The sequence below is a fragment of the Corynebacterium sputi DSM 45148 genome (genome assembly GCF_000427865.1).
GTDB lineage: Bacteria > Actinomycetota > Actinomycetes > Mycobacteriales > Mycobacteriaceae > Corynebacterium > Corynebacterium sputi.
This window is the reverse complement of record NZ_ATYV01000004.1, coordinates 168,579-175,859: the sequence shown is the minus strand read 5'-3', so window position 1 is coordinate 175,859 and position 7,281 is coordinate 168,579. Positions and strand designations below refer to the sequence as shown.

The 7,281-nt window shown below is 60.1% G+C and carries 8 protein-coding genes; 5 read left to right on the top strand and 3 right to left on the bottom strand.

Features of this window, described 5'->3' with window-relative positions; all coding sequences use genetic code 11:
* The first annotated feature begins 69 nt into the window (after nucleotides 1–69).
* Nucleotides 70–708, top strand: coding sequence for a hypothetical protein (locus YWU_RS0103835; RefSeq protein ID WP_027019426.1), 639 nt, complete (start codon nucleotides 70–72; stop codon nucleotides 706–708).
* Nucleotides 669–1,556: an IS3 family transposase gene (locus YWU_RS0103830; protein WP_156892704.1), complete on the top strand. Its 888-nt coding sequence runs from the start codon at nucleotides 669–671 to the stop codon at nucleotides 1,554–1,556. Before YWU_RS0103835 ends, YWU_RS0103830 begins: the two co-directional genes overlap by 40 nt.
* Before the next feature lie 173 nt (nucleotides 1,557–1,729).
* Here YWU_RS0103830 and YWU_RS15020 read toward each other — a convergent pair whose 3' ends face one another.
* On the bottom strand, nucleotides 1,730–2,344 hold the full coding sequence (locus tag YWU_RS15020; protein ID WP_051259998.1) for a TetR/AcrR family transcriptional regulator: 615 nt from the start codon (nucleotides 2,342–2,344) through the stop codon (nucleotides 1,730–1,732).
* Between the two features lie 112 nt (nucleotides 2,345–2,456).
* Here YWU_RS15020 and YWU_RS15015 point away from each other — a divergent pair, with 112 nt between their 5' ends.
* From YWU_RS15015 to YWU_RS0103810, 3 genes are read left to right on the top strand one after another with little or no spacing between them, the layout of a single operon-like run.
* Entirely contained in the window at nucleotides 2,457–3,182 is a 726-nt protein-coding gene (locus YWU_RS15015; RefSeq protein WP_051259997.1) for a YqeB family protein, read from the top strand.
* Between the two features lie 32 nt (nucleotides 3,183–3,214).
* On the top strand, nucleotides 3,215–4,069 hold the full coding sequence (locus YWU_RS0103815) for a bifunctional methylenetetrahydrofolate dehydrogenase/methenyltetrahydrofolate cyclohydrolase (RefSeq protein ID WP_027019424.1): 855 nt from the start codon (nucleotides 3,215–3,217) through the stop codon (nucleotides 4,067–4,069).
* A 26-nt stretch (nucleotides 4,070–4,095) separates the two neighbouring features.
* Nucleotides 4,096–4,461 carry a DUF3017 domain-containing protein gene (locus YWU_RS0103810; protein ID WP_027019423.1) on the top strand — a complete coding sequence of 122 codons (366 nt, stop codon included), beginning with the start codon at nucleotides 4,096–4,098 and terminating at the stop codon, nucleotides 4,459–4,461.
* A 110-nt stretch (nucleotides 4,462–4,571) separates the two neighbouring features.
* On the opposite strand, the gene metX is transcribed toward YWU_RS0103810, so the two are convergent.
* Both metX and YWU_RS0103800 read right to left on the bottom strand, forming a co-directional pair.
* The gene (metX, locus tag YWU_RS15010; RefSeq protein WP_051259996.1) at nucleotides 4,572–5,729 is read right to left on the bottom strand and encodes a homoserine O-acetyltransferase MetX; all 1,158 of its coding nucleotides are present in this window, start codon (nucleotides 5,727–5,729) and stop codon (nucleotides 4,572–4,574) included.
* 73 nt (nucleotides 5,730–5,802) lie between these two features.
* Nucleotides 5,803–7,119, bottom strand: a complete 1,317-nt coding sequence (locus YWU_RS0103800) for an O-acetylhomoserine/O-acetylserine sulfhydrylase (protein WP_051259995.1) — start codon at nucleotides 7,117–7,119, stop codon at nucleotides 5,803–5,805.
* Between the last annotated feature and the right edge of the window lie 162 nt (nucleotides 7,120–7,281).

Below are 7,281 nucleotides of genomic sequence, written 5' to 3'. Positions count from 1 at the left end.
TGAAGTGAACCCCAAAAGTTGGAGAGAAGACCACAAAGTCCCACTCCAACCACCAAAGGGGAAAGCACTATGGGTGACACACCCAAAGATTTCAGAGACCCAGCCATGAGGGCCCGCGGCGGAGAACTAATCAAACAAGGCTACGGCTACCGCAGAATCACCGAGATCATGGGCACGAAGGTCGATCAAACCCGTGATTTCTACGATCGGTACCGCGCCTTTGGCGAAGACCTAGCCGGCAATAGTTCCGGTCGGCAGATATTCACTGACGCTCAGCGCATTGATGCGGTGAAGATGCTTGCTGCCGGCTACTCATACGTGGAGGTCATGGCACACAGCGGGGCGCGTCACCGTGGTGTGATCACTGGATGGAAACGCAGATTCCCTGAGATCTACCAGCAGGTTAAAGACGCTCCCAGCACGTGGGTTCCGCCGCGGCATCGCAAAATGCCGCCGCTAGTTTCCATACCGCCAGCCGTTGATCCAGCCCCAGCGACAGCGGCGCCGGTGATGATATCAACGCGCAGGTCAGGCAATACTGTGACCATGGAACAGATCGATCCGGCTGACTTTGATGCCGCTGACATCAAGGCGATGAAAGAACGCATCGCAGATCTTGAAGCTGAGGCGGCCTACCTAAAAGCACTGCGCCGTGTGACCGGCAACGAATCACACGGCGCGACAAAGCCAAAGCCATCTGGGACCTAAAGGGCCAACACACCACNACAAGACTGCTCAAAGCCGCAGGTCTTTCCAGCGCGACGTACTACTGGTGGAAGAGAAAATTCGACGCCGGCGAGCATGAACGCATCGACGCGCGCCAGGAGCTGGCGGTGCGGCTGTTTCATCAGAACAAGGGCAGGTTCGGCTACCGGCGGATCCGGCTATTGATGCAAGAAGAAGGCATGTTCCTATCTGCCAAGACCGTTTCGAAGCTTTTGCGTGCAGCCGGATGCGTCAGCAAGGTTCGGCAGAAGCGGTTTAATTCTTTCCGCGGTATCCAGGGAAAGCTCGCTCCCAACCTGGTCAAACGGGATTTTTGGCGAGGTCGGCCTAATCAGTTGTGGCTAACGGATATTACGCAGTTCCAGGTCANTGGGCGGAACCTGTACCTATCGGCGATGTTGGATACCTGCACTAGAGAGATCGTGGCTTTTCGTACCGGCGTATCTCCGAGCGCCTCGTTGGTAACAGACATGCTCGATGAAGCAGTGGGAAAGGAGGTGTTTGCCAAAGGTCTGATCATGCACTCGGACCAGGGCTTTCAGTACTTCAGCGAGCAGTTCATCATTCGGTTGACCTCAGCCGGGATCGTGCAGTCGATGTCTAGGCGGGGCAACTGTTTGGATAATTCGCCGATGGAGTGCTTTTTCGGCCATCTGAAGCAGGAGATGTTCGTCGGCCGGGACTTCAGCAGCATTGATCAGCTGGCGCTGGAGATTGATCAGTACATGCGTTGGTACAACTACCAGCGGATTCAAGAAAAGCTCGGCGCAATGTCACCGGTGGAGTACCGACAAAGCATTGCGTGGAGGTTCGACTCAGTATCGTGTTAACTACGTCTCTTTAACTTTTGGGGTTCAGTTCAGTCGTTTAAGGGTGTAAACACGGATACCTCTTCTTCGTTCGGTCTATTCTGAGAATCCCCAGGTAGAAGCGTTTTGGCCCATCGTGGGGCTTGCGAAAAGGGGGCGCAGTCAGCAGGGGTGAAAACGAAAAGAGGGTGCAGTCACCCCGGCTGAGCAGGGTAGTCCTGTGAGGTGGCTGCTGCCGACAATGCGCCGGTCACCTGCAGGCGGACCTTCTCTCGGCCGGCGGCATCGCTGCCGTGGCGGGCGAGCATGGAGGGAATGGTGGTGATGAACGCCATGACCAGGTCAGCGAACATAGCCGGGTCGAAATTTCCGAACTCGCCGTCTCGCTGACCTTCCGCTAGGAATGTCTCCAGTTCGGTGAGGCCGGCGGCGTCGAGTTCGGAACTCAGTGCCGCGATGCCTCCGGTCTTGGTGGTTTCTAACTGGGCTCGCGCGGCCAGTAACTCGGGGTGGGATACGCAGACGTTGACGAAGCCTTCGATCATGATGCCCAGAGCATCGACGTGGCCCTCTGGTTCCCGGGAGCCTTGCATTGCCTGGTCCATGCGCTCGTCGACTCGTCGAAGGACGAACTCCAGCAGATTCGCCTTGGTGTTGAAGTGGTAATTGATCAGGCCGGGGCTGATGCCCGCAGCGTCGGCGATGCGGGTGAAGGTTGCGCCAGCTAGTCCGTGCTCAGCGATGAGGCCGGCTGTGGCATCCGCAATCTGGAGTTTGCGGGTGTCCTCGATGAACGAGCCCTTGGCCATGGTGGTCCCTCCTAGGTGGTGTCCGTGCCCATCTCACTATACGCACATATAGGAAACTGAAAGGGCATATAGTACGGTTAAGTTGAATGCTCATTCAGTCCAGGGAGGAATCATGAGCCACGCAACGCCCGCGACCACTGCCGACACCATCGTTCTCCAGCGGCAGGGATGGCTGAACGTCGTGTTCTTCGCCGGGTTTCCCATCCTTGGCGCGGGCCTGGGGTGCCTGCTTTCCTTCGTGCCTGGATGGCTCACGCGCTTGCCGGATTGGGTCGACAATCTCCCCATGATTCCGGGCCACGAACAGTTCGCCATGCTTGATGGGCTCTCCGGTCCGTGGCTGACCGGCATCCTCATCGCAGTCGGAGCACTCGCCGGAATCGTGCTTGCGGCAATGACATTGACCGTCCCCACCTGGGAAATTTCCCGCGATAGCCTCACAATCACCCACAACAACCAGACGCTTCTCGACGTCCCCCTCCACCACATCCACTCCCTTCATCCTGGGGAGAACGGTCTGATTACCGTGCTGGGGGCCGATACTGGAGTTCTCGTTCGCGCAGAGGTGGAGCCAAGCGCTGCCGAACTCAAGGAAGCAGTCAGTCACTTCGGACTGGCATGGCATGACTTCGATCCGTTCGACAATGACTATGTCCGGTGGCTCGACGGTGACCCGGAGCTCAGCGACAGGGTCAATGCCATCCTGCGGACACGTGCGCATGCTATAGAGAAAGGGGATGAAGAAGATGGGGCGCAACTAAGCGAAGCACTTGGAGCTGAGGGGATTGTCGTGCGCGACCGGGGTGAACGGCAGCAGTGGCGCCGCACGGAAATATGAGAGTTCGGCGGGCGGCTGCAATAATTGACCGCATGACGGCGATCAAACTTGACGGCAACCTCTACCGTGACGAGATCTTCCAGGATCTCGCCGCCCGCGTGGCAAAGCTGAAGGAGAAGGGGATTACCCCAGGACTGGCGACTGTGCTGGTCGGCGATGACCCGGGATCCCACTCCTACGTCAAGATGAAGCACCGCGACTGCGAGCAGATCGGTGTCGCCTCCATCCGCCGCGACCTGCCGGCGGACACCACCCAGGAAGACCTCGAGGCTGTAATTCGTGACCTCAACGAGGATCCCGAGTGCACCGGTTACATCGTGCAGCTGCCGTTGCCGAAGCACCTCGATGAGAACCGCATCCTCGGATTGATCGACCCAGAGAAGGACGCGGACGGTCTGCACCCGGTCAACCTGGGCAAGCTGGTGCTCAATGAGCCGGCTCCACTGCCGTGTACCCCGAACGGCTCGATCCACCTGCTGCGTCGTTACGGGGTTGAACTAAATGGTGCGAAGGTTGTTGTTGTGGGGCGTGGCGTGACCGTCGGGCGGCCGATCGGTTTGATGCTCACCCGTCGCAGCGAGAACTCCACCGTCACCCTTTGCCACACCGGTACTAAGGACCTGGCCGCTGAAACCCGTAGCGCCGATGTCATCATCGCCGCCGCTGGTGTCCCGCACATCATCACCGCTGACATGGTCAAGCCCGGCGCCGCAGTTCTGGATGTTGGAGTTTCGCGTGTCGAGGGCAAGCTCGCCGGCGATGTCCGCCGCGATGTTTGGGACGTTGCCGGATACGTTTCCCCGAACCCGGGCGGCGTGGGTCCGTTGACCCGCGCGTTCCTGGTCCGCAATGTTGTCGAGAGGGCTGAACTTCTCGCTGGGCTCTGAGCCGCAGGGGAAGTCAGTAAAACACCATGAGGGAAATTTCCCAGCGCGCGGATGTCTCCGCGATCCCGGATCCTAAAATCAACCCGCACACGCCTAAAGGTGCTGTCGCTCGTGGGGAGAAGTGGGATCTGCGGCTGCAGTACGGCCTGTATGGCCTGCTGTTTGTGGGCTTCGGTGCGTTTGTGGTGTTCCTTGGGTTGGAGAGGTGGCGCCGAGCCACCCTCATCCTGGGAATCTCGCTGATCTACCTGGGGGTCCTCCGCCAGTTCCTGCCGGACCGGCTGCTCGGGGTGATGTCGGTGCGGTCGTCGAGGTTTGACCTGTTCTTCTGCAGCCTCGTTGGCGGTGGAATGGTGTTTCTGTCCGCCTCGGTTGATGCATTGGGCAGTTAGCCACTGCACTGGTGCCTGATTCCGATCACCGGTCGCCGCGTTTTCCCAGGTCGGCATCGATCGCTATGACCGGAATCAATCACTCGTCATCAGGCGGGGCGCATCCACCTCTACGCCCAATCCCGAAGGCCCAGCCCCCACGCGCCGATTCCCTCGACGAACCCGCGGACGATGCTATCGACTCGCTCGAACTCTGTAAGGAACCCATCGTGGCCCACGGCTGAGGTAATCGTCTCCAGACCAAGGCAATTTCCCAGGTTCCGGGCGAGGTGCTCCTGCTGGTGGATCGGGTACAGAATGTCCGTGTCCACGCCAACAATGAGCGTGGGGACGATGGAGGCGGCGAGTGCATCGTTCATGCCTCCGCGGCCGCGGCCGATGTCGTGGCGATTGAGCGCGTCCGTGAGCGTGACGTAGGAGCCGGCGTCGAATCGGCATGCCAGTTTCTCCGCCTGGTGGTCGAGATAGCTCTCGACCTGGAAACGGCCTTCACCGCGCATAGCACCCAGCGGATTTTCACCCGGTTGTGCAGAGGCTCCGAATCGGTCATCCAGTTCCAATTCGCCGCGGTACGTCAGGTGCGCGATCCGGCGAGCAAAGCCCAGTCCACGCACAGGCGCCGTACCCAGTTCGTAGTAATCGCCGCCATGCCACTCAGGGTCGGATTCGATGAACTGAATCTGCGCGGATTGGATGCCGATCTGCCAGGCGCTTGCCCGCGCTCCGACGCACATCACCAACGCCCGTCCCACATCATTCGGGTACATCAGCGACCACTCCAGTGCGCGTGCTCCACCGAGCGAGCCACCGATTACCGCTTGGAGGTGGGTGATCCCTAGTTCGCGCAATGCTGCTCGTTCGGCGGTGACAATATCCCGCACGGAGATCGCCGGGAATCGGGATCCCCAGGGTTTTCCATCCTCTGGGTGTGGTGAGGATGGGCCGGTGGTTCCTTGGCAGCCGCCGAGGACGTTCGTGCAGATGATGAGGTATCGGTCGGTGTCTAGCGCTCGTCCGGAACCGATGATACCGTTCCACCAACCAGCGGTCGGGTGATCATCAGTGACGGGTCCGGAGGCGTGGGCATCGCCGGTGAGGGCGTGTTCGAGCACGATGACGTTCGACCCATCCTCGTTCAGCCGGCCCCACCGCTCGAATGCAACGGTCACGTCGGGGATCGTCGCGCCGGCTTCGGTGGTCACGTCGCCGATGTGGATGTATCCGGTCTCGCCTTCGGGCGGCAGGGTCTTCTGGGGGGAGGAGGCCATGTGGTTCACATTACTTACCAACCATTGCTTTACGACGTTCCCCTCCACACCACCACACCTCCACACTCACCGGTTAGATCTGGTCGAATGCTTGGTTTAGATCGGCGATGATGTCGTCCACATCCTCGATGCCGACGGCGAGCCGAACGGTCGCCTGAGAGATTCCGGCGCGGGCAAGGCCGGCCTCGTCGGATTGGGAGTGGGTGGTAGTTGCGGGGTGGATGACGAGGGATCGAACGTCGCCGATGTTGGCTACGTTGGAGTGGAGTTTCAGGGCGTCGATAAAAGCCCAGGCTTTGTCGCGGTCAGCGTCCTTCAGTTCGAAGGCGAGGACTCCGCCAGCACCGTTGAGCTCCAGCTTTTCCTTGATCGGGTACCACTGTGAGTCCGGCAGTCCTGCGTAGGCGACGGATTCCACCTTCGGGTGGTCGGTGAGGTATTCGGCGACTTTCTGGGCGTTGGCATTGTGCCGTTCGATGCGAAGGGTGAGGGTGTCTAGGCCTTGCGCGAGAACCCAGGCATTGAACGGGGAGGGGGCTGCGCCGGTGTCGCGGATGATGCCGGCGCGGGCGCGTAGTGCGAATGCGGGAGCGCCGAGGTCGGCGAATTTCAGGCCGTGGTACGCCACGTCTGGTTCGGTGAAGTTGGGGAAAATGTCTCGGCCGTCGCGCTGCTGTGTCCAGTCGAACTTTCCGCCATCGACGATCACGCCTCCAAGAGCAGAGCCATTGCCGGTGAGGTACTTGGTGGTCGACGAGACGACGATGTCCGCGCCGAGCTCGATGGGTCGGATGAGTGCCGGAGTCGCCACCGTGTTGTCCACGATCAGCGGGACGTTGTTGCGGTGGGCCACCTCTGCGATGACGGGCACGTCCAGAATATCTGCCTGCGGGTTGGCGACGGTCTCAGCGAACAACCCGACGGTGTTGTCTTGCACTGCGGCCTGCCATGACTCCGGGTCGTCGGGGTCTTCTACGAAGGTGGCAGTGATGCCGAGGCGGGGGAGGGTCACCTTGAAGAGCGTTTCGGTTCCTCCGTACAAGCGAGGTGAGACCACCAAGTGGTCACCGGCCTGGGCGAGAGTGAAAATCGCAGCGGTCTCAGCGGCCTGCCCAGAGGCGAACAACACGGCGGCGACGCCGCCCTCAAGGTTTGCCAGGCGCTGCTCCACTGCGTCGACGGTCGGGTTGGTTAGGCGAGTGTAGATCGGTCCTGGGTCGGAGAGATTAAACCGGGCGGCGGCATGCTCGGCGGAGTCGAAGACAAAGGAGGTGGTGTTGTAAATCGGGAGGTTACGGGCGGAGCCGTGATCTTCCGGGGTGGCGCCGACGTGGATGGCGCGGGTGGACAGGCCCCACTGGGCGGCGTCGGTGTTGTCGTATTTAGTCATGTCAACGAACCTAATGAACAGAGCTGTCTAGTGCAATGGATTTGTTCCGGAAATGATCGGAGTCCTCTTCGTCACAGCCTTTGGGAGGTATCGGTTCTCTGCATTAATCTTTTCGTCAGATGCTGTTCACTAGTGCATTCCTGATTTCCTGACGGCCCAACC